The organism is Streptomyces sp. NPDC003379 (genome assembly GCF_053589195.1).
In genome coordinates this window covers 76,588-101,013 of sequence record NZ_JBSFRK010000017.1, presented here as the reverse complement: position 1 = coordinate 101,013, position 24,426 = coordinate 76,588, and the positions used below count along the sequence as shown (strand labels likewise).

The window sequence follows — 24,426 nt, the reverse complement described above, 5'->3', positions numbered from 1 at the left end:
CGTCAGGCGCGACGAGACGAAGACGTACGGAAAAGGGAGCGAGTCGATGAGCCACGAGGCACTCATCACCGGCATCGGCGGCAAGGACCCGAAGATCGATCAGGACGCCTTCACCGCGCCGACGTCGGTCGTGCTGGGCGAGGTGACGCTGCACGCCGGGGCGAGCGCCTGGTACGGCGCGGTGCTGCGCGCCGACTGCGGGCCCATCGTCGTGGGCGCCGACAGCAACATCCAGGACAACTGCAGCCTCCACGTCGACCTGGGCTTCCCCATCACCATCGGCGAGCGTGTCTCGGTGGGGCACAACGCCGTCCTGCACGGCTGCACCGTCGAGGACGACTGTCTGATCGGGATGGGCGCCACCGTCCTCAACGGCGCGGTGATCGGCGCCGGTTCACTGGTCGCCGCGCAGGCTCTCGTGCCGCAGGGCATGCGGGTGCCCCCGGGCTCGCTCGTCGCGGGCGTGCCCGCCAAGGTGCGCAGGCCGCTCACGGACGAGGAGCGCGAGGGCATCTCCTACAACGGCACGATGTACGTCGAGCTGGCCAAGGCCCACCGCGACGCGCACGCCACCGGGTGACTCAGTCGGCGACGGGGACGGGCTGCCGCTCGTCCACCGTGACGCCCGCGGCCTGGGCCTCGGCCTCCACCTCGGCCGCGGCCTTCTTCGCCCGGCGCTTGACGAACAGCATGGAGCCGACGCCGATCAGCACGGCGATGGCGAGCCCCAGGTAGGAGAACCGCTTCAGCCAGTCCTCGGCGACCACGCCGATGTAGTAGATGACCGCGGTGGTGCCGCCCGCCCAGACGATGCCGCCCAGGACGTTGGCGATGAGGAACTTCCAGTACGGCATGCGCAGGACGCCCGCGAGCGGCCCCGCGAAGATGCGGAGCAGGGCGACGAAGCGGCCGAAGAAGACGGCCCACATGCCCCACTTCTGGAAGGACCGCTCGGCGCTCGCGACGTTGGCCGCGCTGAAGTGCTTGGGGAACTTCCGCTCCAGCCGTGCGAGCAGCGGCCGACCGCCCTTGCGCCCGATGGCGTACCCGATGGAGTCACCGATGATGGCGCCAGCGGTGGCGCACACGCCCAGGATCACCGGGTTGAGGTCCCCGTGCTGGGAGGAGAGAAGGGCCGCGGAGACCAGGACGATCTCTCCGGGCAGCGGAATGCCCAGGCTCTCCAGGCCGATGACGATTCCCACCAGCGCGTAGATGCTGACGGCTGGCACCTGCTCCAGCCACTCCTGGACGTGCAACGCCGGTTCCTCCCGCTAGTCCCAGTACTTGCCCCCCGGCACACGCACCCCACGGCCGCGCACGCCGCGCAGCCTACCGGTCCGAGACCATGGGGACGGAACAGCACCGCCCCCGCTCACCGCGCGAGCCAGGCATCGATGGACCGCCTGTAGTCCTGCCTCCCACTCCTCGAGCTCGTTCTTCAGGAGAAGGACGCGGCCGCGGTCGTCCACGGCCACTCCCTTCACCGAGACGCACCACGTCGGGGACATGTGCACGACCTGCCCGTCAGCTGGGGTCGTTCGGCCTCAGGGTCCACAGGACCGTCATCTCGCCGGTCACCGCGCCGTCCGTGCGCTGGATCTCGATGGTGACGGGGAACTCGGGGCGCTTCCCGGCGTCGAGTTCGGCGATCACTTCGGCGGCCGGGCGGCCCAGGGTGGCCGTGGCCGTGACAGGGCCCATGGCCAGCTTCTTGTACGAGATCTCCGCGCTGACAGCGAGCGGCACGGCGCGGGAGAGCTGCGCGCCGAACGCGGCGAGGACGATGGCCCCGCTCGCGGACTCGCCCAGCGTGAACATGGCGCCGGCGTGCGGGCCGCCGACGTGGTTGTGGTAGTCGCTCTGGTCGGGCAGGGCCACCACGGCCTTGTCCGGCGTGGTCTCACGGAACTCCAGGTTCAGCGTCCTGGCCATCGGCACCGTGGCGGCGAGCATCTCGCCGATCGACATCTGGTCTGCGCTCATGGCCGCGATGTTACCCATGAGTAGTTCCGGTTGGCCAGGGCCCTCCTGCCGGTGGATCACCGTCGCCTATCGTGAACGCCCATGTGGCATGGACAGCAGCCGCCCGAGGGCGATCAGAACCAGCAGGGTCAGGGCCAGAACCCGTACCAGCAGCCGGGGTACCAGCAGCCCAACCCCTATCAGCAGCAAGCCCCCTGGAACGCCCCGACCATGCCCGGCGGGCCCCGGCAAGACGGCAACGGCAACAGCAACAGCGGCAAGCGGACCAAGGTGATCGCCCTTTCCACGGCAGCCGCCGTGGTCGTCGCCGCGGGCGTCACCGGATTCCTGCTCCTCGGCGGCGACAAGGACGACACCGCGAAGCCGAAGCCCGAGCCGACGAAGGCCGGTGCCTCGCCGAGTACGTCCGGCTCCGCCGACAATCCCCGCGCCGAAGGCGGCCGGCCCGAGCCGACCGTGCCCGGCTGGAAGGTCGTCGTGAACCCGCGCCGCGGCATCGCGTTCGACGTACCGGCCGAGTGGTCCCTGGATTCGCGGGACTGGGCCGGCGGAGTCGTGGAGGACAAGGACGCCGAGGACGAAGCGGCCCAGTTCCTCGTCGCGTACGCCGCTCCCGCCTACTTCAAGGAGAAGTGGTGCGCGAGCGACGACGACAGGGACGGCACCAAGGACCACACGCCGCTCGCCGCGGCCGGCACCCGCGGCAACAAGGGCGCCAAGAGCACCGAGCAGATCGCGCGGAACGACGCGACGATGTGGGTCTACGGCGCCTACACGCAGCCCGACAAGAAGAAGGTCACGACCGGCGCCGTGGAGCCGTACACCACGAAGTCGGGCCTCAGCGGCAGCCTGGTGAGCGCCACTTCGTCCGGCGCCGAGAAGCAGGGCAAGTGCGACTCCGACGGCAAGGCCACGGTGTTCGCCTTCAAGGACTCCGACGGCGAGTTCGCCTCCTGGTCCTTCCACGGGGCGAAGGGCGTGACGGGGGAGCTTCCGGACGCGACCGTGCGGAAGATCCTCTCCACCGTGCGCGAGTACGAGATACCCGAGGACTGAGCGAACCGAGGCCCCCGTATCGTTTCCGGCCATGTGGCCAGGACAGCAGCCGCCCGGGGGCGAGCAGAACCAGCAGGACCAGAACCCGAACCCGTACCAGCAGCCGGGGTACCAGCAGCCCAATCCCTATCAGCAGCCGGGATATCAGGCGCCGAACCCCTATCAGCAGCCGGCTGCCGGACCGCAGGGTCAGTGGAGCGCGCCGACGGTACCGGCCGGGCCGGGGGTGCCGCAGGCACCAGCAGGCGGCGGAGGCGGGGACAGAGGCGGAGGCGGAGGCGGTAACAGGATCAAGGTCGTCTCCATCGTGACGGCGGCCGCCGTGGTCGTGGCCGCCGGCGTCACCGGATTCCTGCTGCTCGGCGGCGACAAGGACGAGAAGGGCGACAAGGCGGACAAGGCCGACTCCCCCTCGCAGGCCGTCTCCAAGAAGCCGAGCCCCACGGCGGACGGCGGCGACGACAGCGAGCGCGGCACGGACGACGGTCCGAAGCCGACCATCAAGGGCTGGCACGTCGTGGTGAACCCCAGGTGGGGCACGGCCTTCGACGTACCGCCCGAGTGGGAGGTGCAGAACCCCGGCTCCGCGATCGCCTTCGAGGACAACAAGACCGGCAAGCCGCTCATGACCATGTCGGCACCCGCGTACCTCAAGTCGAAGTGGTGCACGACCGACGACGACAAGGACGGCAGGACCGAGGACCACGAGCTCGCCGCCGTCGGCACCAAGGGCGCCAACGGCGCGAAGAGCACCGACCAGGTCGCGGTCAACCAGGTCGCCTGGTGGGTCTACGCCGGTTACACCCAGCCGGACAAGAAGAGCTTCACCTCCGACGAGAAGGCCCAGCCGTACACCACCAAGTCCGGCATCAAGGGCAGCATCGCCCGCGCCGAGTCGACGAACACGCCGCAGAAGGGCAAGTGCGCGACGGACGGCAAGGCCATCACCTTCGGCTTCCAGAACTCCGAGGGCGCGTACGTCGCGTGGAGCCTCTACGGCGCCAAGGGCGTCAAAGACGAGATCCCGGAGGCGACGGTCATGAAGATCCTCAGCACGGTGCGCACCCACGGCGACCCGACGGAGTCCTGACGAGTACTGACGGAGTCCTCGCGGAGTCCTCGCGGAGCGGGGGCCCGTGGCACCCGGACCCCCGGCACCTCTATGGTTACTGGCCATGTGGCCAGAACAGCAGCCGCCCGGGGGCGAGCAGAACCCGCAGGACCAGAATCCGAACCCGTACCAGCAGCCGGGGTACCAGGCGCCGAACCCCTATCAGCAGCCGGGATACCAGCAGCAGCCCGCGGGTGGTTACCCGCAGCAGCCGCCGGCGGGTGGCTACCAGCAGCCGCAGCAGCCGCACTCGGGCGCGTTCTCGCAGCCCGAGCAGCCGCAGTGGTCCGCTCCGACGCCGCCGCCCGGCCTGCCTCAGCAGAGCACCGGTGGCCAGGGCGGTGGCGGCCAGGGCGGTGGCGGCGGCAACAAGACGAAGATGACCGCCATCGTCGCCTCGCTGGCCGTGGTGGTGGCGGCCGGCGTCACCGGCTTCCTCGTCCTCGGCGGCGACAAGGACGAGAAGGACGACAAGGCGGGCCCGGCGAAGCCCTCGAAGTCCGTGACCAAGAAGCCGAGCCCGACGGCCACCGACGGCGGGAACGAGCGCGGTGAGGGCGGCGAGGACAAGCCGACGGTCCCCGGCTGGCAGGTCGTGGTGAACCCCAAGTGGGGCACCGCCTTCGACGTCCCGGCCGACTGGAAGGTCGAGACCCCGGACACGTTCATCGGCTTCGACGACCGCAAGGACGAGGGCACGAAGTCGATCATCGGCATGTCCGCGCCCGCGATCCTCAAAGAGAAGTGGTGCACGTCCGACGACGACAAGGACGGCGAGCCCGACGACACCTCGCTCGCCGCGGTCGGCACCAAGGGCCAGAACGGCGCCAAGAACACCAAGGACGTCGCGCGCAACGACTCGGCCTGGTGGGTCTTCGGCGGCTACACCGAGCAGACCAAGGCCGACAAGAAGAAGATCAAGATCGGCAAGGCGGAGGAGTACACCACCAAGTCGGGCGTCAAGGGCAGCATCACCACGTCGACGACGTCCGGCGCCGCCACCTCCGCCAAGTGCGACTCGGAGGGCAAGGCCACCACGTTCGCCTTCAAGAACGAGGCCGGTGAGTACGTGGCCTGGACCCTCTACGGCGCCAAGGGCGTCAAGGACGAGGTCTCCGACGCCATGGTGAAGAAGATCCTCGACACCGTGCGGTGGAGCGCGGCGGGGTCCGAGGAGTCCTGAGCCGCGGGGACATGCCGAGCCACAGAGAGAAACGGTTTGGCAAGTCGGCCCGTCGCCGGGGATAGTCCCGGGGTGACGACTCCCGCCCCCGCGCCGCGCCGCCGCCCCTCCTGGGCGGGGCGCAACTACACGCTGCTGACCGCCGCCGCGATCGTGACGAACCTCGGAAGCCACGGGGCGTTGATCGCGGCGGCGTTCGCGGTTCTCGACGCCGGGGGCGACGGCGGGGACGTCGGGCTCGTGGCGGCCGCGCGGACGCTGCCGCTCGTATTGTTCCTGCTCATAGGCGGGGCGGTCGCCGACCGGCTGCCGCGGCACCATGTGATGGTCGCCGCCAACGCCCTCAACTGCGTGTCGCAGGCGGCGTTCGCCGTGCTCGTCATCGCGGGCGAACCGCAGCTGTGGCAGATGATGCTGCTCACCGGTCTCGGCGGCGTCGGCCAGGCCTTCTTCGGCCCCGCGGCCGAGGGCATGCTGATGTCGTCGGTCAGCGGCGAGCAGGTCAGCCGGGCGTTCGCGATGTACCGGATGGCGATGCAGGGCGCGGGCCTCGGCGGCGCCGCGCTCGGCGGCCTGATGGTCGCGGCGATCGGCCCCGGCTGGGTGCTCGCCGTGGACGCGGCGGCGTTCGCGGTCGCCGGGGCCCTGCGTTCGTTCCTCGACGTCAGCCACATCCCCGAGCGTGCGCCCGGCGGCGGGCTGCTGTCCGACCTTCGGGACGGCTGGCGGGAGTTCACCGGGCGCCCCTGGCTCTGGTCGATCGTGGCGCAGTTCTCGGTCGTGGTGGCGGTGGTCGGCGCCGCCGAGTCGGTGTTCGGGCCGCTGGTCGCCCGCGACGAGCTGGGCGGCGCGGGGCCGTGGGGCCTGGCGCTCGGCGCGTTCGGCGCGGGCACGGTCGGCGGCGCGTTCCTGATGACGCGGTGGAAACCGCGGCGACTGCTGCTCGCGGGCACCCTGTGCGTCTTCCCGCTGGCCGCCCCGTCGGCGGCGCTCGCCGTGCCGCTGCCGGTGGCCGGGCTCGCCGCGGTGATGTTCGTCAGCGGGGTGGCGATCGAGGTGTTCGGCGTCTCCTGGATGACCGCGATGCACCAGGAGATCCCGGAGGAGAAGCTGTCGCGCGTCGCCGCGTACGACTGGTTCGGCTCGATCGCGATGGTGCCGCTGGCGACGGCCCTCGCCGGCCCCGCGGAGTCCGCGTTCGGGCGCGCCCCGTCGCTGTGGGGGTGCGCGGTGCTCGTGGTCCTCGTGACGGCGGCCGTCCTGTTCGTCCCGGACGTACGCAACCTGACACGGCGCACAAAGAAAGCGACGGCCGTACCCGCGCCCCGCATGGCCGACCCGGTGACCTCATCCGACGCGGAAACCCCCACCGGGCGACTCGGGTAAGGACACCACGTACCGCCCCCACGCCCAGCCCAGCCGACACCCCCGACTCACCCGATACTGAAAGCCCCACCCGGCGGCTCGGGCGAAGGCACCGCGTCCTCGTCGCGTACCGCCTGCGCATCCCCGGCGAAACACCGCAGCAACTCACCGCACTCGGTCACCCCACGCCCAGCCCAGCCGACACCCCCGACTCACCCGATACTGAAAGCCCCACCCGGCGGCTCGGGCGAAGGCACCGCGACCAAGTCACGTACCGCCTGCGCATCCCCGATGAGGCGCCGCAGCGGCTCGCCGTGTTCGACGCGGGCGGGGAAGGCGTCGGACGCCGCGCGTCGGGCGAGCGCCGCGATGTCGATGGGGGCGTGCGCGGCGATGAGTACCGCGTTCCCGAAGCGGCGGCCGCGCAGTACGGACGGCTCGGCGATCAGCGCGAGCTCCTCGAAGGCCTCGGCGAACGTGGCGAGTTGGGAGCGGAGGAAGGCGAAGGGCGCACCGTCGGCGAGGTTCGCCGCGTAGTGGCCGCCGGGGCGCAGCACGCGGTCGGCGGTCCTCGCGTAGGCGACCGTGGTGAGGTGCGCCGGCACCCGGGAGCCGCCGAAGACATCGGCGACGAGGAGATCGGCGCTGTCGTCGGGCGCCTCGTCGAGCCACTGCCTGGCGTCCGCGCCGTGCACGGTGATCCCTGAGCCTTCGGCCAACGGCAGCCGTTCGGCGACGAGTCGGAGCAGCCCGCGGTCGGCCTCGACGACGTCCTGCCGGGAGCCGGGGCGGGTGGCGGCGACATAGCGGGGCAGCGTGAGGGCGCCCCCGCCGAGGTGGACGACGTCGAGCGGGCGGCCCGGCTCGGCCGCGGTGTCCAGGACGTGGGCGAGCCGCCGCGCGTACTCGAACTCCAGGTGGGTGGGCGCGTCCAGGTCCACGTACGACTGGGGCGCCCCGTCAACGGTGAGCAGCCAGGCCCGCGCCCGGTCGATGTCAGGCATCAACTTGGCGGTGCCGTACTCAACCTCCCGAACCACCGGCACGGCGTCGCCCTCCGCGCCACGGAGGTCTTGCGCACCACTCCCACCCCCGACCGCAGCCCCTGCCACCTCCGCGCCACCGAGATCCTCCGCACCACTCCCACCCCCGACCGCAGCCCCAGCCCCAGCCCCAGCCACGGCACCGGGATCGACCCGCGCCGCCTCCTCCCCATCCCCGCCCCGCGCCTCAGCCCCGCCACCCGCACCACCAGCCGCCGCCCCTGCCCCCGCCGCGCCACCGAGGCCCTCCGCACCACTCCCACCGCCAGCCGCAGCCCTTGCCACCTCTGCGCCACGGGAGTCGACCCGCGCCGCCTCCTCCCCATCCCCGCCCCGCACCTCAGCCCCACCACCCACACCACCAGCCGCAGCCGATGCCGGGGCCGCAGATTCCGCCCCGCCCTCGCCCACGTCCCCGTCCACGCCCTCGAACTCACGCTCGTCCACGCGCCCATTGTGCCCGCCCGTCCCGGAGGTTCGACGCTCTCGGGTGAGTCGGGAAGGGGGCTCGCCTTGCCGCCCGGTGCCAGAGCCGCTGGGTTTCGGACGAGCCGGTAGCGGATGAACCACGTGGAGCTGGCGGGATGTGGCGGAACAGGGTTGAGAAGTGATCGTTGTAGGTGCGGATGTGGGCAGAAGTCATCACCGGCATCGGTCGACCTGCGCCCTGGGGCGCGAGTGCCCCACGGCCGGTGAGGAGGTTCTGGCCAACCCCCGATCGGCGCGCTTCGGCATGTGGACCGTCAGCCGCAGCGTGTCACTGTGGGCACCCTCCAACAGAGGGGGCACACAATGGCACCTCCGACGACCACGGGAATGCGCTGGGGAACCCCGATCAACCTCGGTGGCTCGTTCACGGAAGATGTGGCGGTGGCGCCCAACGCCGACGGCCGGCTTCTGGTGATCTACCAGGGCGGCGGCAACACTCTGTACGCGAGTTGGCAGAACCACGACCTGAACTGGACCAAGGACAAGGAACTGGTGCCCAACGCCCGGATCGTCGGCACGCCCGCCGCGCTGCGCGGCCGGGACGGGCTGATCTACGTGTTCTGGCGCAGCCGGGACAACCAGCTCATGCGCGTCCGGCAGAACGAGATCAACGGAGGCTTCGGCACCCCGACCGCGATCACCGGCGGAGTGAACAGCAACCCGACGCCGGTACGCAACGCCAACGGGCGGATCTCGATCTTCTACATCGGCGGCGAACGCGCGATCTGGGAGACCCGGCAGAAGGCCCTGGACTCCGCGGACTGGAACACTCCGGTCAACCTCGGCGGCACGGCCAAGGGCGAGCGTCTCGCAGCCGGGCTCGCCGCGGACGGCCGGGTCTCCGTCGTGCACATCGGCCAGGGCGACGAGGCGTACACCAACACCCAGAAAGCCGCCGACGCCACCGAGTGGGAGGGCTACGCCCAGATCACCACCGGCGTGAAGGGCGGGCTGCACGTCCTGCCCGACTGCAACGGGCACCTGGACGTGCACTACTGGGGCTCGAACAACGAGTCGTGGTGGTTCGGCCACGTCACCGGCTACAGCAGCTTCTCCAAAACGACCTACAGCCTCAAGGGCAACCTCACCGGAATCCCCCGCTCCATCCTGGCCGCCGACGGCCGCCAGCACGTCTTCGCCCGCGGCAGCGGCGATCAGCTGCTGACCGCCGCCCAGAAGGAACGCGGCAGTCTGGAGTACGTACCGTTCGCGGACATCACCTCGGGGGTGAACAACAACCCCGTACCCGCGCTCAGCCGCGACGGCCGGATCTTCGTCTTCTACCGGGGCGGCGAAGGCGCCCTGTGGCACGCCTTCCAAGAACGCGCCTGACAGCAGCACTGGACTTCCGGCTCACACGCCGAGGTCACACACCGAGGTCACACGCCGGGGTCACACGTCGGGGCGAGTCCACAACGGGCTCGCCCCGACAGGCGCGACGGGGCGCGGCCCGTCAGCCGACCTCCGTCACGGTGCCCGCTCCGACGGTGCGGCCGCCCTCGCGGATCGCGAAGCCGAGGCCTGTCTCCAGCGGCACGTCGCGGCCCAGTTCGACCGTCATCGTGACCGTGTCGCCGGGTCGGGCCACGGCCGCCTCCCCGAGGTCCACGTCGCCGACCACGTCCGCGGTGCGGATGTAGAACTGCGGCCGGTACCCCGTGGCGATCGGCGTCGTACGGCCGCCCTCGCGCGCCGACAGGACGTACACCTGCGCGGTGAAGCGCCGCCGCGGACCGACGCTGCCGGGCGCCGCGACCACATGGCCCCGGCGCACCGCGTCGCGTGGCAGGCCGCGCAGCAGCAGCGCGACGTTGTCGCCCGCCTGCGCCTCCGCCATGGGCTTGCCGAAGGTCTCCAGGCCGGTGACCACCGTCTCCGTGTCCGCGCCGAGGACCTCCACGCGGTCGCCGAGACGGACGGTGCCGCGCTCGACGGCGCCGGTGACGACGGTGCCGCGCCCGGTGATGGTGAGCACGTTCTCGACGGGCAGCAGGAACGGCGCGTCGAGATAGCGCTCGGGCATCGGTACGTACGTGTCCACGGCGTCCAGCAGCGCCTCGACCGCGGCGGTCCACCGCGGGTCGCCCTCCAGCGCCTTGAGCCCGGACACCCGTACGACGGGCACGGAGTCGCCTCCGTATCCGTGCGCGGACAGCAGGTCGCGGACCTCCAGCTCGACGAGGTCGGTGAGCTCCTCGTCACCCGCGTCCGCCTTGTTGAGGGCGACGACGATGTGGTCGACACCGACCTGGCGGGCGAGCAGCACGTGCTCGGCGGTCTGCGGCATGACCCCGTCGAGCGCCGAGACGACGAGGATCGCCCCGTCGAGCTGGGCGGCGCCGGTGACCATGTTCTTGACGTAGTCGGCGTGGCCCGGCATGTCCACGTGCGCGTAGTGCCGGGTGTCCGTCTCGTACTCGACGTGCGCGATGTTGATGGTGATGCCGCGCTGCGCCTCCTCCGGCGCCCGGTCGATGCGGTCGAACGGCACGAACGTGCCGGTGCCGCGCTCGCTGAGGACCTTGGTGATGGCGGCGGTCAGGGTCGTCTTGCCGTGGTCGACGTGGCCCATGGTGCCGATGTTCAGGTGCGGTTTCGTGCGGACGTAAGCCGTCTTGGGCATGGTGGTTCCTTCTCCGGAACTCGAAGCTGCTGCCCCGGACCGGCGGTGTGCGCACGGTCGGGACGGGGACCCCGGGGGCCGAACCGACCCTCCCCTTGCGGGGTCCGCCGGAGTCTCCGGGGAGGGTCAGCTTCGGGCGCCGTCAAAGGCGTCGGGTGCGACGACGGCAGCCTTCGCAGCGCCCGCGACTGCGGGCGTGGCTGCGAGGAAGGCGTACCGGAACATGGGTCTGATCCTCACCGAAGGGGACGCCCACGTCGAATGATTTTCAGAGCACTCGGAGGTTCTTCAGCGCTTCGCGCACCGAGAGCGGCGCGAGCCGGTCCCGCTCGCGTCCGACGAAGGCGCGTACCGCCTCCGGGTCGGTCCTGGCGTACTCGCGAAGGCACCAGCCGATCGCCTTGCGGACGAAGAAGTCGGGGTGCCCTGACTGTCGTACGCAGTAGGCGAAGAGGCGCTCGGCGTCCGTCGCCGACTTGAAGCGCAGCTGGTGCAGGAGGGCCGTGCGGGCCACCCACAGGTCCTCGTCCTCGATCCACTCGTCCATGACGGTGCGCAGGCGCGGGTCGGCGGCGACCAGGCCGCCGACGACGTGCGCGGCGAGCAGGTCGACGGTGTCCCACCAGGGACGTGTCGTCACGAGGTGGCGTACGACGGGCAGGAAGCCGGACGAGCAGCGCCGCACATGGCGGCGCAGGTAGTCCACGGCGAAGTAGGCGTACTCCCGCTCGGGCAGCCCCCAGCAGCGCAGCGCGATCGCCGCGCAGTCCGCCTCGTCCGGGCGCGGCGTCCCGGCGAGGACGGCACGGGACAGCTCGCGGCGCACCGGAGAGGTCAGTCCGAGGAAGGGGGCGATGTCCTTCATGTACGCGCGCATCTGAGCGGCGCGCCGGGGGTCGGCCGCCGCCGTGCAGCTCGGGAGGAGCCGGGCGAGCACGGTGTCCGCCAGGTCACTTCTCGGGACTGTGACGCTCATGAGACGCACCATACGGCGATCAGACACATCAGCCGGTTAGTCTTCCCGGATGTTCGAGACCGCAACCGCCCGACCCCGGCCCCAGGGCTTCGCCGTGCGCTGCACCAGGGCGCTGCTCTCGCCGTGGTCACGGCTGTCGCTGCTCGTGGTCCTGCTCGCCGCCGCGGGCACGTGCGTGCTGCTGTTCGAGCCGCAGCGGCTCCTCTCGGACGGTTGGCCCGCGCAGTTGGGTGGCGCCACGGCGGTGGCCCTGTTCGCGGTGGCGTACGGGGTCTGCACCGCCGCGTTCGTGCCGCGGCCGCTGCTCAATCTGGCGGCGGGCGCGCTCTTCGGCTCGCAGGCGGGTCTCGTCGGGGCGATCGCCGGCACGGTGTTCGGCGCCGGGATCGCCTTCGGGCTCGGCCGGATGCTGGGCCAGGACGCGCTGCGGCCGCTGCTGCGGGGCCGCTGGCTGAAGGCCGCGGACGGCCAGCTCAGCCGGCACGGCTTCCGGTCGATGCTGGCCGTGCGGCTCTTCCCCGGTGTGCCGTTCGCCGCGGCCAACTACTGCGCGGCGGTCTCCCGCATGGGCTGGCTGCCGTTCCTGCTCGCCACGGGCCTCGGGTCGATCCCGAACACGGCGGCGTACGTCGTCGCGGGCGCCCGCGCCTCGACGCCGACGTCGCCCGCCTTCCTGATCGCGATGGGCTTCATCGCGGTGACGGGTCTGGGCGGGGCGGCGGTCGCCTGGTTCAAGCGCGACCACTTCCGCGGCCGCTGAGCCGTTTGCGCGCTGGGCTCCCCGCCGTCCCCGGATTCTCAGAGCGCTTCGAGGATCGTCGCGTTGGCGAGTCCGCCCGCCTCGCACATCGTCTGCAGGGCGTACCGGGCGCCGCGGGCGCGCATCGCGTGGACGAGCGTGGTCATCAGGCGGGTGCCGCTGGCGCCGAGCGGGTGGCCGAGCGCGATGGCGCCGCCGTGCACGTTGACCTTCTCGTGGTCGGCGCCGGTCTCCTGCAGCCAGGCCAGGACGACGGTGGCGAAGGCCTCGTTGACCTCGAACAGGTCGATGTCGTCGAGGGTCAGCGACGCCTTGCGCAGCACCTTCTCCGTGGCGGGCAGGACGCCGGTGAGCATGAGGAGCGGGTCGGAGCCGGTGACGGCGAAGCTGTGCAGCCGAACCAGCGGGCGCAGACCGAGCCGGGCGGCGTGCTCGCTGGTGGTGATGAGGACGGCGGACGCGCCGTCGTTGATGGGGCTGGAGTTGCCCGCCGTCACGGACCAGTCGATCTGCGGGAAGCGCTCGCCGAAGCCCGGGTCGTAGTAGGCGGGCTTGAGGCCCGCGAGGACCTCGGGCGTGGTGGCGGGGCGCACCGACTCGTCGCGCGTCAGGCCCGCGATCGGCGCGGTCTCGGCGTCGAAGAGGCCCGCGTCCCAGGCGCGCGCGGCCCGCTGGTGCGAGGTCGTGGCGAAGGTGTCCATCCGCTCGCGCCCGATGGACCACTTGGCGGCGATCAGCTCGGCGCTGATGCCCTGCGGGACCAGGCCCTCCGGGTAGCGCTCGGCGATGCCGGGCCCGAACGGGTCGGCCCCGGCGGGCACGTTCGACCACATCGGTACGCGGCTCATCGACTCCACGCCGCAGGCCACGACCATGTCGTACGCCCCGGACATGACGCCCTGCGCCGCGAAGTGCACGGCCTGCTGGGAGGAGCCGCACTGCCGGTCGACGGTGGTCGCGGGCACGGACTCGGGGAAGCCCGCGGACAGGACGGCGTAGCGGGTGGTGTTCATGGCCTGCTCGGCGACCTGGTCGACGGTGCCGCCGATCACGTCGTCGACCGTGGCGGGGTCGATTCCGCTGCGCTCGACGAGGGTGCGCAGGGTGTGGGCGAGGAGTTCGACGGGGTGGACGCCGGCGAGGGCGCCGTTGGGCTTGCCCTTGCCGACCGGGGTGCGTACGGCTTCGACGATGACGGCGTCACGCATGGTGCGGGCCTCTTTCGGCTACCGATGGAGCTACCAGTGAGTAGGAAATCTGGACTCACCATAACTCCGTAAGTTGGAAATTCAAACCCTCCCCTCGCCGACCCCTAGACTGCCCCCCATGAAGGATTCGCGCCCCTGCTCCATCGCCGACGCCCTCGCCCTTGTCGGCGAGAAGTACTCCCTGCTCGTGCTGCGCGAGGTGTGCCTCGGCAACGAACGCTTCGACCAGCTCGTACGCAACATCGGGGCACCCCGCGACATCCTCGCGACGCGCCTTCGCCGACTCGTGGAGGCGGGCATCCTGGAGAAGGTCGCCTACAGCGAGCGCCCGCAGCGCTTCCGGTACCGGCCCACGCGGGCGGGCCTCGAACTGGAGCCGGTCCTGATGACCCTGATGGCGTGGGGCGACCACCACCTGCGCGGCGACGACGGCCGCCCGATGGTCCTGGAGCACTCCTGCGGCCACGAACTGGTCCCGGTCGTGACGTGTTCCGCCTGCGGCGACGCGGTCCGCCACGAAGACCTGACCGCGCACCCGCAGACGCCGGGGTGGTCGACGGCGGGGCCGACGGCGGCCTGAACGGCGCCCGGTCGCGGGCAGCGCGGGGATCTCAGGCAGCGCAGCCCTCAGACGGGCCGCGCGGCGGACTTCGGGCACCCCCCGGTCGGACCTCAAGCCGCGCCCCCAAGCGCCCCCGAGCAGCCGCCCCCAATCGGCCCTCAGGCGGCCCTCAGGCGGCCCTCAGGGCGGTCCGTTCACCCAAGGCGGTTACGCTGCCCCCGACGAGGGGCGTGATCACCCCTCGCGCCCCGGCGTTCCGCCGCAGCCCCGCCTCTCGTTGACCGCTATCACCGCACCCACCCGCGGCCTGATGATCAGTACTTGGACGGCGCAGTTTTCATGTCTTGGCTTGAATCCTTCATCCTCGGGCTCGTCCAGGGACTGACCGAGTTCCTCCCGATCTCCTCCAGCGCGCATCTGCGCCTGACGGCGGCGTTCGCGGGCTGGCACGACCCCGGCGCCGCGTTCACGGCGATCACACAGATCGGCACCGAGGCCGCCGTGCTGATCTACTTCCGCAAGGACATCGCGCGGATCCTGTCGGCGTGGTCCGGCTCGCTCTTCGGGAAGGTGCCGCGGTCGGACCACGACGCCCAGATGGGCTGGCTGGTCATCGTCGGCTCCATACCGATCGGCGTCCTCGGGGTCACGTTCAAGGACCAGATCGAGGGCCCCTTCCGCGACCTGCGCCTGATCGCCACCACGCTGATCGTCATGGGCATCGTCCTCGGCATCGCCGACCGCCTCGCGGCCCGCGACGAGACGGGCGGCAAGCACCGCGCCGTACGCCACCGCAAGGGCCTCAAGGAACTCGGCGTCAAGGACGGCCTGATCTTCGGCTTCTGCCAGGCGATGGCCCTGATCCCGGGCGTCTCCCGCTCCGGCGCCACGATCAGCGGCGGCCTCCTCATGGGCTACACCCGCGAGGCCGCGGCCCGCTACTCCTTCCTCCTGGCCATCCCCGCCGTCCTCGCCTCCGGCGTCTTCGAACTGAAGGACGCGGGCGAGGGCGGCCATGTCTCCTGGGGCCCCACGATCTTCGCGACGCTCGTCGCGTTCGTGGTCGGCTACGCGGTCATCGCGTGGTTCATGAAGTTCATCACGACCAAGAGCTTCATGCCGTTCGTCTACTACCGGCTCCTGCTTGGACTGGTGCTGATTGTGCTGGTCAGCATGGGTGTACTGAGTCCGCATGCAGGGGAATCCGGCGGCTGAACCAGGGCCGCACAGGTAGCGCTGTCGAGCATTTACTAGCGCCTAATTGCAGCACCACGCCATGATCACCCCACTCATCTCCCACTGGGGAGGCGGATACGCCCCACTAGGACGTGTGCGTCCGCAAAGTAGGGGATGACGCATAAGGGCCCGTACAGAAGTGCGGGCCCTTCCGTGCAGAGGGTGGCGCGGGTCAGCTGGGGTTCATGTCCGGCCCAGGCCGCAACCCTCTCCACGAGGAAATGCAGCCGCTCATCCACCGTGTCCCAGGCATCGTCGGTGAGGTCCGCCGGCTGTAGGGCCAGGCGTCCGCGTCCAGGGCGGTCCGGGTGAACTCCGAGCTGTCGACCAGGTCCCGAGCGAGCCGGTCGTGGGCGCGGGCGGCCCGCACGTGGCAGGCCGCGTCCAGCACCAGTTGATGCTCCGCACGGCTCGGCGGGACCCGGGAATTAGCCGCGGCACCGCCGTACGCCAGGGCACCAGTTGCGGGGCCCCCTGACCCGTGAGGACAAGGACGGGGGGCTTCCACTGCGACCTCGACGACATCGCAAGCCTGATGTCGGCCGACCTCGACCCGGCGCTCAAGCTGACGTGCACCACGCCTCCGAAGCAGCTCGTCCATGGACCACGTCGTCCGGATCCACGCCGAGATGATCACCGGCGTCCGGCGCGTCAGACCCACACGGGCCGAGTGAGAGGTCCGGTCGCTCGACTAGGCTGACACCAGCGTTGGGCCCGCGTCCGCGATCCGGGATGAGGGCCCCTGACCTCTTCGAGGCGCCTGGAGGAAGCCGTGACCGCCGAACTCCCCGACTGGATGATCCCGCCCAGGATCAGCGGCTGGGAAGCCGATGACCTCGACCGCCTCGCCCAGGCGCCGCGGCACACCGAACTCATCGACGGAGCCTTGATCTTCATGATGTCGCCGCAGCGGTCCTGGCACGCCCGGCTGGTGGAGAACCTGACCTTCGCCCTGCGCCAGGCCGCCCCCGACGGGTTCGACGCCGAGCGTGAGATGACCGTCCGGCTCGACAAGAAGAGCCGCCCCGAGCCCGACATCCTGCTCACCACCGCCTCCTACGACCCCGACCGGACCTGGTACGCGCCCGAGGACGTCGCCCTGGTCATCGAGGTCGTCTCGGAGGAGTCTGCGGACCGCGACCGGTCCCTGAAGCCCTTCAAGTACGCACAGGCCAGGATCCCCCACTTCTGGCGCGTCGAGGACGAGATCGGCGCCCCCACCGTCCACACCTACGAACTCGACACCATGACCAGCACCTACGTGGCCACCGGCATCCACCGCAACCGGTTGAAGGTCTCCGTCCCCGTCCCCCTCGACATCGACCTCGACAGCCTCGTGCCCTGACCGCCCCTCCCAGACGCCAGGCCACGGCTTCGCGAGCTGGAAGCGTAAGCCGCCTCACGCCCCCGCGAGGGCGAAGGTGAACGGTTCACGGGGCTCGTACCGGCCGGTGACGTCGCGAGCAGGTTGCCGGCACTCGACGACCGCCGAGTCTCCGTGGCGTGGTCAAGCGCCAGGTGTACCGTGCTCCACGTGTCCGCGTGGGCGTCCCCCTGTGGGCGCCTCTGGAAAAGTTCGGCCTCCAGTGCGTCGACCGCCTCGGCGACGGTGGGGAAGCGGTCCAGGAGGTACTGCGTCCACATTGCGGCGCTCACGGCCGACAGGCGCGGGTCGCGCTCCCCATAGTCCGATTCGGCCAGCCACAGCAGATGCGCGCCAAGACCCGCCTCGTTGATCCCGTCCGTGGTGGCGGAGTCGTACGCGATGGCCACCACCCTGCCGTAACGGGCGGGTAGCACCCACAGGTTGGTGGGGCCCCGAGCGCGCCGGTGACGTTCCGGCCGTCGGCCGCTTCTCCGGCCATGTCGGCTCCGGTCCGTATGTTTCCGGGCGTTGAACGGCCTCGGGGAACCTAGGCACCCTTGTGTAGTGGGCATGGGCGGCAGTGGGATACGCGAGCTCACCAGTACGGACCTCGGCCCGGAGTCCGCGGGGCATGCTGGGCCCGCCGCTGCGGACCTCGTCGGCCAATTCCGGTGCACCGCACAGGACTGGCCTTGCGGATCGGGTTTCGTGTGGAGTGTTCTTGGCGAAGTACTTCCACCATGGGCTTATCGCCGGTTCCCGGTCATCCTGCTGTCGCCGTCTTCCGTGAGCCCCGAGGCGGGCGGTCCGTCCTGGGGCTGGGCACGCAGGTCGATGCTGAGGCGCAGCGCACCGCGCGTGTGCTGGCCGAGTTGGCGACCCATGCCAGACCTGTCGAGCGGACCGTCGAGCTGCGGCAGGCCGCTGCGGCTGCCGGTGAGTTGGTGGCCGCGCTGTCGGCTCTGGCCCCGGCCGTGGCCGGTGAGGAACTGCAAGCGGAGTCGGTCAGTCAGTCGTTCTTCCGGGTCCGTGAGGCGGAGCTGTCGGATCAGCAGGCCGCCCTGCACGGTGTCCTGGTCATCCACCGCGGTCTGGAAGATCTGTGTGAGGCTCCGTTGTCGGGTGCCGACCTGGCTTTGGAGACGGCCGGGATGCGACAGTCCGTGCTCGACCTCACCGGCGCAGCGCCGGGCGCCGCCCCTGACTCCGCCCCGCCGTTGGCCGTCCCCGAGCACCCTGCGGGGGCGACGTCGGAGAGTGTGTGGAGTGCCCGGTGGCTCATCGGGCACCAGGTCCATGTCCTGTTCAACATCTGCGCCGCGGTCGCCGTGGCCGACGCCACCAGCCATCTGCGGCACGGCGACAATGATGCCGCGCTGCTGAGGCTGGCAGATGCGACGGTGTACGTGCGGGGCTTTCCGGCGGCCATGACCCACGCCAGTACGGTCCCAGCCGATAACTACATGGCGGCGATACGCCACACCATGGCGCCTCCGTCGGTGGACGTCCCGTTGAGCGGGCGCCAGCATCGCGGATACAAGCTGTTCCGGGCGGCGATGAAGGACCTGCTGTCCGTGGTTCCCCACTCCTACGAGCACCTGGCCGCCCGCGACCCGGAGTTGGCCGCTGCACGGGGCGCGCTTCTGGAAGCCGACATCGTGGACAGTGAACGGCACGTCACCCTCGCGTACTCGATGGTGCATCTGCATCGTTCCATCGCTCAGAAACCAGAAGGCCCTGACAACGCCGTCGCCGAACTACGGCACATGCGCCATCGCCGTGCCGCCCAGTACGCCTCCCTGGTCCGATTCGGGGACCACTACATCGCCGACGCCGTGGCCGGCCTGCGCCACTCATGAGTCCGCGTGTCCCCCGCCCACCCCTCCGGCAGGAGACCCTGATGCCCAAGACGACGCCCGGCACCACCCAAAGCTCTGCCGTCGCCGCCGACTGGGCACTTGACCCGGCCGATACCGGCGCGTGCGAGCGGCTGGCCCGCACCCTGTGCACCGGAAAGCACGACCAGGTAGACACCCCCCAGTGGGTGGCCCAGGCCCGGGACGCCTGGGAGGAGCTTCCGCTACTGCTGCGCCGTGAGGTGCGCCGGTTCCGAAGGCACTCCGGCCCGCACGGCACATTGGTGATCGGCGGCCTGCCCGTCGATCAGTCGGCCCTGCCCGCGACACCGACCGTATCCGGCTCGGTCCAGCGCCAGGTCGCCATCCCGGCAGCGGTGCTCACCATGGTGGCCTGCGGGCTCGGCGAGCCTCTCGCCTACCGGGCTGAGAAATCCGGCGCCCTCGTGCAGGACGTCGTGCCCGTGCCCGGGCAGGAGAGCTTCCACGGCAACGCCGGATCGGCACCGCTGTCCTTCCACACCGAGAACGGCTTCCACCCCCACCCACCCGACTACGTGATCTTCTTATGCCTGCGCGCCGACCACGACCGACGCGCCGGCATGCGCGTCGCCGGCATCCGCCAAGTGCTGTCGCTCCTCACCCCAGCCAGCCGCCAGGCCCTTTTCGCACCGGAGTTCATCACCACACCACCACCTTCCTTCAGCCCCGACGCTGCCGCGAGTGAGCCCCATGCCGAGCCCCGATCGGTGCTGTCGGGAGCGGTCGAGGATCCTGACATACGTATGGCCCAACTCGTCACCGCCCCGCTCACCCCACGGGCCACCGCAGCGCTGGCCGAATTCGGCCGCGCCTGCGAGGCGACCGCCCGCACCCTGCACCTGAATCCGGGCGACCTAGTCATCATCGACAACTGCGTCACCGTCCACGGCCGCACCGCGTTCCACCCTCGTTACGACGGAGCAGACCGCTGGCTGCAACGCACCTACGTCACCACCGACCTGCGCCGCTCCCGCGACCACCGCCCTCACGACGGCCACGTACTCGCTCGCTGACCAGCGTCCAGTCCCACAGGCAGGCGTTCACGTACGCGGTGAACGTCTTCCCCGCGTTCCACGGCCGTGCGGCGCGACAGCGAAATCGCCGAGATCAAGGAGACGAACGGCATGCTCGGCAGTGTTGTCCTGCGCGACGTCCTCACTGGCGCCACCCGCGACCTGGACGTGACAGGGCTGGTTCATCGCGAGCGGGCACGATCCGCGGACCGAACAGTTCATCAGCCAGCTCGACCTCGACGCCGAGGGCTACATCACCGTCGCCACCCCGACGACGCGCACCAGCTTGCCCGGCGTGTTCGCCGCCGGCGACGTCGTCGACCACACCTACCGCCAGGCTGTCACCGCTGCAGGCACTAGAGCAGCGGCCGCCTTGGACGCCGAGCGCTATCTCGCCTCCGGCAACACTGCGCGGGCCGAGCGGGAGACCGCCGCGATCCCTGCTTGGTCAGCGCAACGACGCGTGGGCTCTTCCCAGGTCTTCCTCCTGGAGAGGAGAGGGAGGGCGTCGGCGCCCTGGCGGAAGCCCGCCAAAGAGACTGGTGACCTGCGATGGCTGAACGAAGCCACGTGCTGATCCTTCTCAGCGTCCGAGCCTCGAACTGAGCCGGGGCCGGGATGGATCAACGGCGCACTTCACCCATCCGCTGAGATCAGGGCCTCGAAGGCATGCTGGAGGATGCGGGCGGAGGGACGGCGGCCGGGATCAGTCTGCAGGCCCGAGGTGAGGATGTCGTCGAACGCGGCGAACGGCCAGGGACGCGTGTCCGCCCAGGGCTTGACCTGGCCCAGGGCGAGCTCCTTGCGCAGTTCGGGGGTGGACTGTGTGGTGTCGCGAGTGCTGATCGGGTAGGTGCCGGTCCAGCAGGCGTAGATCACCGCGCACAGGGACCACACCTCGGAAGCAGTTGTGAGGGGCAGGTCGTCAGCCGGTGTGGTGGTGAGGCGGGCGTGCGCGAGCTCGGGGGACATGAACCAGTCGTAGGCGCCCCGGTAGACGACTGGCCCGGTGCCGGGCCGGCGGTCGGGGGCGTGGGCCATGGCGAAGTCCAGCAGTGTGGCGCCGTGATCGCTGAGAATGAAGTGGACCTCTTGGAGGTCGCCGTGGCGCCAGCCGCCCGCGTGCAGGTCGGCGACGGCTTTGCACATAGCTGCCGCGCGCGTGGCGGCCAGGGCGGCATCAGGGGCCTGGCGGAGCTTGGCGAAGGCCGTTTCGGCGTCATCGCCGCCCATCCACTTCAGGGCCAGCCAGGAGCCCTCGCCGCCGTCGAGGGTGCCGTGGGCCTCATAGAGGCCGGTGAGGGTGCCGTCAGCGGCCAGGGCGAGCAGGATCTCGGCCTCGACGAGGGCGAGCCGCTCAGAGTCCACATGTCCTTGAGGGTCCGCGCAGGGAACGGTGATCTTCAGCGCGTACGGGCCGCGTACGTTCTCCACCCGCCACAGGCAGGTTCCAAGCCGCTCGGCGACAAGGACTGGGCTGGGCCACCTCCCCCCACACGGAAGCGATCAGGCGATGGGCGGTGGTGTCGGAGGAGGCGGTCACTCAAGATCCTGTTCGGCTGGTGCGTCAGCGATCGTCCGAAGGGTGGAGAGTGTAGAGCGTCAGGTGCCGGGTCGAGTCGCCTTTGAAGGGACTACCCTGCCAGGTGCCGTACCGGGCCTGGCAGCGCATCCCGGCGAGGCGGGCCATCAGATCCAGCTCGGACGGCCACGCGTAGCGGGTGACCAAGGGGAGCATCGTCACCCCCTGGGGGGTGGTGAGAACCTCCTGGGACCGCACGGTCTGGGTCACCGGCTCGTGCTGCATCGCCGACCACCGCACATGCTCGTCACCAACCTCGCGCACGCTCGTGCCCTGCACCTGGCCCGGCTGCCAGTCCGAGACACGCGCCTCGACGACGAACACCCCGCCGGGTGCCAGATGGCGAGCGACGGCCCTGAAGCACGCCACCTGGTCCTCCTGGGTGGTGAGGGTGAACAGGGTCGAGGCCACCACGAAGATCAGCGCGAAGCGCTGGTCCAGGTCGATCCGCCTCATATCGCCGACCAGAGCGCGGGCCGGGAGAGCGCCAATCTTGGCCCCGGTCGGCGGCTTCCCCGTCACGGGGTTCGGGCCGCCGGTGGCCTGTACCGATCGTCGGCCCGAAGCCTTGCCTCGGCTCGGTTTGACCGTCAGCTGGAGGCCAGCGACTGAAGTCCCTGGCCTCCACCCGGGTCGCTCGGTCCCAGGGAATGCCCGCCACCTGCAGGAACCGCCACCACCTGAGCACATCCATTCCGTAGGAGCGGACCGTCGACGGGGCTTTCCCGGCCGCCAGCAACTCCTGGAAGTAGACGGCGACCGCTTCCACCGTCACACCGTTGCGATCGAGGGGCCGATAAGGCTCGTACCGATCGCCGGTCTCCACCAGCCGTCCCCACCGAGGAACCACCAACATCCTCAGGTTCCGCTCGGGCGCATCGTTCATCACGAGCGGAGTCCGTAGCGACCGCAGTCAGCATCCGCCCCCTGAACTGCCCAAATCGCACTCTTCGTTCAGTCAACGGGGCATCCGGTGTCCCATGCTCCAGATTAGCCCGAAGATGATAAACCGACTCGACGATCTCGAAGCCGACCTCATCGCCCGCAAAGCCCGCGCCAGAACCGAAGGCTGGGCCGGATAGCTCGAAGGGCTCGACCTCACCCTCCAGCTCCTCCGCGCCAAGCGCGACGATACCCAACGCCGAACCCACGCCCCACCGTCGACCTCGGGATCCCCACCCTACGAACCGGAGGAGCCTCGTGACTACGCCGATGCGCCCACACGTGAGGCGGTCCGGCATCGACGACCGCCATCGACAACTCCAACGGGTCGAAGTGGATCAATGACTCCAGCCACCAGGTCATGTCGGCCTGGGCGAGTCTCCGGTTTAGGCATCATCCTGCACGAGGAGTCTGCCCTTGGCCTCTTCTCATGGAAGACCTTGAGCGAATTCGCATTCCCCATCCCGAGGGTCTCTTCCCGGGAACGCGCGCACCTGCCATCATCGGTTGCGCGATGACACTTCACCGTCGTGACACGCAGTTTGGGGTCGAATGGCATCCGGGGGCGGGGGTGCGCGAGGTGTTCGGAGAGATCTGGACCGGGGTCGGGACGTCGACGGCACCAGACTCGCGGCATACGTTCTAGGTGAGGCCGCCAGAGGCCGTCGACGTGTTCGTATCGAAGGCGCGCGGTTCACCGGGGTGTTGGATCTGCATCAGGCCCGGCTCGACTTTCACCTGGCGTTGGTGAACTGCGTCTTCGACGGTGAGATCCTGCTCGCCGGGGCAAGCATCGAGTCAGTGGATCTCACCGGGAGCAGCGCCGCAAGCTTACGCGCCGACCGGATTCAAGTCCGCGGGGACATGCTGTTGAACGCGATGCGGATCGGTGACACGACCGGACCGGCCCAGCCCCTCACCGATCCCGGCTCCGACGGCGATCGAGCGTTCGTCACCCGTCGCGTGCCCGATGAGGGGATAATTGCGCCCCTGCGCTTGGTGGGCGCGCGCATCGACGGCCAGGTGTCTCTCGAAGGCACCACCCTTGGCGGTGCGGGCCCCTGGGCGCTGTTCGCTCCCCGGATCACGATCGGCGACTCGTTGCAGGCGAGTGGCCTGACGACCTCCGGTGGCCTCTATCTGCGAGAGGCACGTGTCGGACAGTCGATGCTGTTCGACCGCGCCACTGTCGGAGCGGTCGACGCCACCGGGGTGAGCTGCACAGTCGGCTTCTACGCCGACTGGGGTTTCACGTGCCATGGCCCGGTGCGGTTGCGTGGTGCCGATGTCGGGCGGGTCGTCACCTTTCACGACGCGACGCTTGCCGCGCCCGCCGGTGCCGCGGTGCTCACCCGGCTGCGAACCCCGCGGCTGCGCGTGGACTTCCGCACTTCACCGGCCGGTCAGCTGATCGTGCGCGACGGCCGGATCGGATCGTATGTCGACTCGCCGGTCAGTTGGCCGACGCCGGGTAGCCTCGATGTAGAGGGCCTCGTGTACGAGCGGCTCGGTTCCACCGAGCCGGTGGGAGTCAAGGAGCGACTGGAATGGCTTTCGCGAGACGCGGCAGCGGGAGCTGGCTCCTTCGAACAGTTGGCCTCCTCATACCAACGCGCCGGTCAGGAGCAATTCGCCCGGACGGTCCGCCATGCCCGCGAACGCCGCCTGCGACGCGAGGAGCGCCTGCCGGGACGCATATGGGGCCAGGTGCAGGACATCATCTTCGGCTACGGATACGCGCCGGGCCGTGCGCTGCTGTGGTTGCTGTTACTGGTAAGTGGCGGATCGGCCTGGTTCTTCGCTCACCCTCCGGGCCCGACGTCGGGCGGTACCCGCCGCGTATGGGATCCCGTTCTGTACGCCCTCGACCTGATCATTCCCATCGCGAACTTGGGGCAGCGCTCGGCGTGGGAACCAACCGGCATAGACAAGGTGATCGCGGTTCTGCTGATCCTGGCCGGGTGGCTGCTCGCCACGGCGGTGGTCGCGGGCGCTCACAGAGCGATCAGCCGTAACTGATTCGTGTC

Annotated in this window: 23 protein-coding genes and 2 pseudogenes; 15 read left to right on the top strand and 10 right to left on the bottom strand. The window is 70.3% G+C overall.

What is annotated here, in order from left to right; all coding sequences use genetic code 11:
- Positions 1 to 46: 46 nt before the first annotated feature.
- A complete protein-coding gene (locus tag ACWDVB_RS18945; protein WP_451513750.1) occupies positions 47 to 580 on the top strand; it encodes a gamma carbonic anhydrase family protein in 534 nt (177 codons plus the stop codon).
- A gap of 1 nt (position 581) precedes the next feature.
- On the opposite strand, the gene ACWDVB_RS18940 is transcribed toward ACWDVB_RS18945, so the two are convergent.
- Together ACWDVB_RS18940 and ACWDVB_RS18935 are read right to left on the bottom strand one after the other, a co-directional pair.
- The gene (locus ACWDVB_RS18940) at positions 582 to 1,259 is read right to left on the bottom strand and encodes a DedA family protein (RefSeq protein ID WP_451513751.1); all 678 of its coding nucleotides are present in this window, start codon (positions 1,257 to 1,259) and stop codon (positions 582 to 584) included.
- Between the two features lie 268 nt (positions 1,260 to 1,527).
- Positions 1,528 to 1,971, bottom strand: a complete 444-nt coding sequence (locus tag ACWDVB_RS18935) for a DUF4442 domain-containing protein (protein ID WP_451513834.1) — start codon at positions 1,969 to 1,971, stop codon at positions 1,528 to 1,530.
- Between the two features lie 96 nt (positions 1,972 to 2,067).
- Here ACWDVB_RS18935 and ACWDVB_RS18930 point away from each other — a divergent pair, with 96 nt between their 5' ends.
- From ACWDVB_RS18930 to ACWDVB_RS18915, 4 genes are all read left to right on the top strand, one after another.
- Positions 2,068 to 3,042 carry a hypothetical protein gene (locus tag ACWDVB_RS18930; protein ID WP_451513752.1) on the top strand — a complete coding sequence of 325 codons (975 nt, stop codon included), beginning with the start codon at positions 2,068 to 2,070 and terminating at the stop codon, positions 3,040 to 3,042.
- Between the two features lie 31 nt (positions 3,043 to 3,073).
- Positions 3,074 to 4,132, top strand: a complete 1,059-nt coding sequence (locus ACWDVB_RS18925; RefSeq protein ID WP_451513753.1) for a hypothetical protein — start codon at positions 3,074 to 3,076, stop codon at positions 4,130 to 4,132.
- 85 nt (positions 4,133 to 4,217) lie between these two features.
- A complete protein-coding gene (locus ACWDVB_RS18920; protein ID WP_451513754.1) occupies positions 4,218 to 5,336 on the top strand; it encodes a hypothetical protein in 1,119 nt (372 codons plus the stop codon).
- A 72-nt stretch (positions 5,337 to 5,408) separates the two neighbouring features.
- Complete coding sequence (locus ACWDVB_RS18915) at positions 5,409 to 6,722, top strand: MFS transporter (RefSeq protein WP_451513755.1); 1,314 nt, start codon at positions 5,409 to 5,411, stop codon at positions 6,720 to 6,722.
- Between the two features lie 191 nt (positions 6,723 to 6,913).
- Here ACWDVB_RS18915 and ACWDVB_RS18910 read toward each other — a convergent pair whose 3' ends face one another.
- Positions 6,914 to 7,705, bottom strand: coding sequence for a spermidine synthase (locus ACWDVB_RS18910; RefSeq protein WP_451513756.1), 792 nt, complete (start codon positions 7,703 to 7,705; stop codon positions 6,914 to 6,916).
- Between the two features lie 69 nt (positions 7,706 to 7,774).
- On the opposite strand from ACWDVB_RS18910, the gene ACWDVB_RS18905 reads away from it, so the two are divergent.
- Positions 7,775 to 8,302 carry a hypothetical protein gene (locus ACWDVB_RS18905; RefSeq protein WP_451513757.1) on the top strand — a complete coding sequence of 176 codons (528 nt, stop codon included), beginning with the start codon at positions 7,775 to 7,777 and terminating at the stop codon, positions 8,300 to 8,302.
- 234 nt (positions 8,303 to 8,536) lie between these two features.
- Entirely contained in the window at positions 8,537 to 9,565 is a 1,029-nt protein-coding gene (locus ACWDVB_RS18900; protein ID WP_451513758.1) for a hypothetical protein, read from the top strand.
- A 121-nt stretch (positions 9,566 to 9,686) separates the two neighbouring features.
- Here the strand turns inward: ACWDVB_RS18900 and tuf are convergent, their stop codons facing one another.
- Positions 9,687 to 10,856 carry an elongation factor Tu gene (gene tuf / locus ACWDVB_RS18895; protein WP_451513759.1) on the bottom strand — a complete coding sequence of 390 codons (1,170 nt, stop codon included), beginning with the start codon at positions 10,854 to 10,856 and terminating at the stop codon, positions 9,687 to 9,689.
- 268 nt (positions 10,857 to 11,124) lie between these two features.
- Positions 11,125 to 11,832, bottom strand: coding sequence for a DNA alkylation repair protein (locus tag ACWDVB_RS18890; protein ID WP_451513760.1), 708 nt, complete (start codon positions 11,830 to 11,832; stop codon positions 11,125 to 11,127).
- Positions 11,833 to 11,881: 49 nt separating this feature from the next.
- On the opposite strand from ACWDVB_RS18890, the gene ACWDVB_RS18885 reads away from it, so the two are divergent.
- Positions 11,882 to 12,592: a TVP38/TMEM64 family protein gene (locus ACWDVB_RS18885; RefSeq protein ID WP_451513761.1), complete on the top strand. Its 711-nt coding sequence runs from the start codon at positions 11,882 to 11,884 to the stop codon at positions 12,590 to 12,592.
- 38 nt (positions 12,593 to 12,630) lie between these two features.
- Here the strand turns inward: ACWDVB_RS18885 and ACWDVB_RS18880 are convergent, their stop codons facing one another.
- Complete coding sequence (locus ACWDVB_RS18880; protein WP_451513762.1) at positions 12,631 to 13,800, bottom strand: thiolase family protein; 1,170 nt, start codon at positions 13,798 to 13,800, stop codon at positions 12,631 to 12,633.
- A 118-nt stretch (positions 13,801 to 13,918) separates the two neighbouring features.
- Between ACWDVB_RS18880 and ACWDVB_RS18875 the strand changes: the two genes are divergently transcribed.
- The 3 genes from ACWDVB_RS18875 to ACWDVB_RS18865 all read left to right on the top strand — a co-directional run bounded on the left by ACWDVB_RS18875 (position 13,919) and on the right by ACWDVB_RS18865 (position 16,943).
- On the top strand, positions 13,919 to 14,380 hold the full coding sequence (locus tag ACWDVB_RS18875) for a winged helix-turn-helix transcriptional regulator (protein WP_451513763.1): 462 nt from the start codon (positions 13,919 to 13,921) through the stop codon (positions 14,378 to 14,380).
- A gap of 321 nt (positions 14,381 to 14,701) precedes the next feature.
- Positions 14,702 to 15,577, top strand: a complete 876-nt coding sequence (locus ACWDVB_RS18870; RefSeq protein ID WP_451513764.1) for an undecaprenyl-diphosphate phosphatase — start codon at positions 14,702 to 14,704, stop codon at positions 15,575 to 15,577.
- 817 nt (positions 15,578 to 16,394) lie between these two features.
- On the top strand, positions 16,395 to 16,943 hold the full coding sequence (locus ACWDVB_RS18865) for a Uma2 family endonuclease (protein ID WP_451513835.1): 549 nt from the start codon (positions 16,395 to 16,397) through the stop codon (positions 16,941 to 16,943).
- On the opposite strand, the gene ACWDVB_RS18860 is transcribed toward ACWDVB_RS18865, so the two are convergent.
- Positions 16,856 to 17,536 (bottom strand): linear amide C-N hydrolase, encoded by a 681-nt coding sequence (locus ACWDVB_RS18860; RefSeq protein ID WP_451513765.1) that lies wholly within the window; start codon positions 17,534 to 17,536, stop codon positions 16,856 to 16,858. The two genes, ACWDVB_RS18865 and ACWDVB_RS18860, sit on opposite strands and share 88 nt — an antisense overlap.
- Before the next feature lie 288 nt (positions 17,537 to 17,824).
- Between ACWDVB_RS18860 and ACWDVB_RS18855 the strand changes: the two genes are divergently transcribed.
- From ACWDVB_RS18855 to ACWDVB_RS18845, 3 genes and pseudogenes are all read left to right on the top strand, one after another.
- Complete coding sequence (locus tag ACWDVB_RS18855) at positions 17,825 to 18,823, top strand: hypothetical protein (RefSeq protein WP_451513766.1); 999 nt, start codon at positions 17,825 to 17,827, stop codon at positions 18,821 to 18,823.
- Between the two features lie 41 nt (positions 18,824 to 18,864).
- Positions 18,865 to 19,875, top strand: a complete 1,011-nt coding sequence (locus ACWDVB_RS18850; protein WP_451513767.1) for a TauD/TfdA family dioxygenase — start codon at positions 18,865 to 18,867, stop codon at positions 19,873 to 19,875.
- Positions 19,876 to 19,950: 75 nt separating this feature from the next.
- A pseudogene (locus ACWDVB_RS18845) lies at positions 19,951 to 20,320 on the top strand (FAD-dependent oxidoreductase); the annotation flags it as partial.
- Between the two features lie 191 nt (positions 20,321 to 20,511).
- Here ACWDVB_RS18845 and ACWDVB_RS18840 read toward each other — a convergent pair.
- From ACWDVB_RS18840 to ACWDVB_RS18830, 3 genes and pseudogenes are all read right to left on the bottom strand, one after another.
- Positions 20,512 to 21,309, bottom strand: a complete 798-nt coding sequence (locus ACWDVB_RS18840; protein WP_451513768.1) for a protein kinase domain-containing protein — start codon at positions 21,307 to 21,309, stop codon at positions 20,512 to 20,514.
- Positions 21,310 to 21,442: 133 nt separating this feature from the next.
- Positions 21,443 to 21,913, bottom strand: coding sequence for a hypothetical protein (locus tag ACWDVB_RS18835; protein ID WP_451513840.1), 471 nt, complete (start codon positions 21,911 to 21,913; stop codon positions 21,443 to 21,445).
- A 157-nt stretch (positions 21,914 to 22,070) separates the two neighbouring features.
- Positions 22,071 to 22,313, bottom strand: a pseudogene (locus tag ACWDVB_RS18830) (site-specific integrase); the annotation flags it as partial.
- A gap of 791 nt (positions 22,314 to 23,104) precedes the next feature.
- Here ACWDVB_RS18830 and ACWDVB_RS18825 point away from each other — a divergent pair.
- Positions 23,105 to 24,418, top strand: a complete 1,314-nt coding sequence (locus ACWDVB_RS18825; protein ID WP_451513769.1) for a hypothetical protein — start codon at positions 23,105 to 23,107, stop codon at positions 24,416 to 24,418.
- Positions 24,419 to 24,426: the final 8 nt, after the last annotated feature.